Source organism: Hyella patelloides LEGE 07179 (assembly GCF_900659865.1).
GTDB lineage: Bacteria > Cyanobacteriota > Cyanobacteriia > Cyanobacteriales > Xenococcaceae > Hyella > Hyella patelloides.
Genome location: NZ_LR214360.1, coordinates 1 through 1,005, shown reverse-complemented (window position 1 = coordinate 1,005; position 1,005 = coordinate 1). Strand labels below are relative to the sequence as shown.

The 1,005-nt window shown below is 30.1% G+C and carries 1 pseudogene; it reads right to left on the bottom strand.

Features of this window, described 5'->3' with window-relative positions:
* Positions 1–345: 345 nt before the first annotated feature.
* Positions 346–798 (bottom strand): annotated as a pseudogene (locus tag H1P_RS33715) (ISH3 family transposase); the annotation flags it as partial.
* Positions 799–1,005 lie beyond the last annotated feature (207 nt).

Here is a 1,005-nt window from a genome sequence, read left to right as displayed (position 1 = left end):
TTCAGTGGATGGACAAGTGTTTAATTGGCGCGATCGCCAAACCCCAAAATGATTTAGAATCACCATTTTTATCAGTACTTTTGCACTAAAATACTCTCTTAATTATAAGTAAAAATTATATTATTAACCTGTAGAAGTTTAAATAGCAATAGTATGTCAATATTTGACGAATAAAACTGTTACAAAAGCCAGAATATTTTTCAATAAAATTAAGTGAAAAAGAATTGAGAGATTGGATTTACGTTCTGTGAAGAAATTTTGATTATTCGAGCAGATTTTGACAAAAGTTAGCTCTTAAACACCCAAGCTTGAATAATTAAACAAACCCTCGTGCTTAGATTAAAGCTTATTTTTCGCGATAATATAGATAGTAGCATAAGCAAAAAATGAACAAGTTCCATTTTTCGCTTGGCTGCGATAAATATAATCTGACTCTTTTTCTTTGGGTTGACCATAGTAAGGTATTAAATTTAAATCGATTGCTAGTTTATGTTTTCTCTTCTTTATTCGACGGGGAAGCTTACTTATTAATGCTTGATTGACCTCTTTTTCTAATTCTAAGAAATTGGTGATTTTCTTTAAATGATATCTGACATTTCGACCAGACCAAGAGTTTTTTAAACTAGCAGCGGTATTTTCTATGGTATCACCACGACTTGCTGCGCCTACTAAAATATTAAATAAATGGTTTTGTTGACAATCACTTTGGGTCTTAACTGAAATATTTTCTTTTAAACAATCAACAACTTCTTCTAAAGTTCCTTCATCTGTTAAAACAGCTTTTTCCGATATTTTAATCAATTTTTTTACTTAAATTAATGGTAAACACTCCGAAGTATATAAGACTTTTGAGAGAGTAAATAGCCAAAATATATATAACTAACTTTCTGTTCGCAAGTATAAGCAATATTTATTTTAAATTTCGATTATTAAAACATTAGTACTGATAAATAAGTGGAAAAGTCAAGGCTCTCAGCATAGCGATCGCACTTGTCCATCTACTGA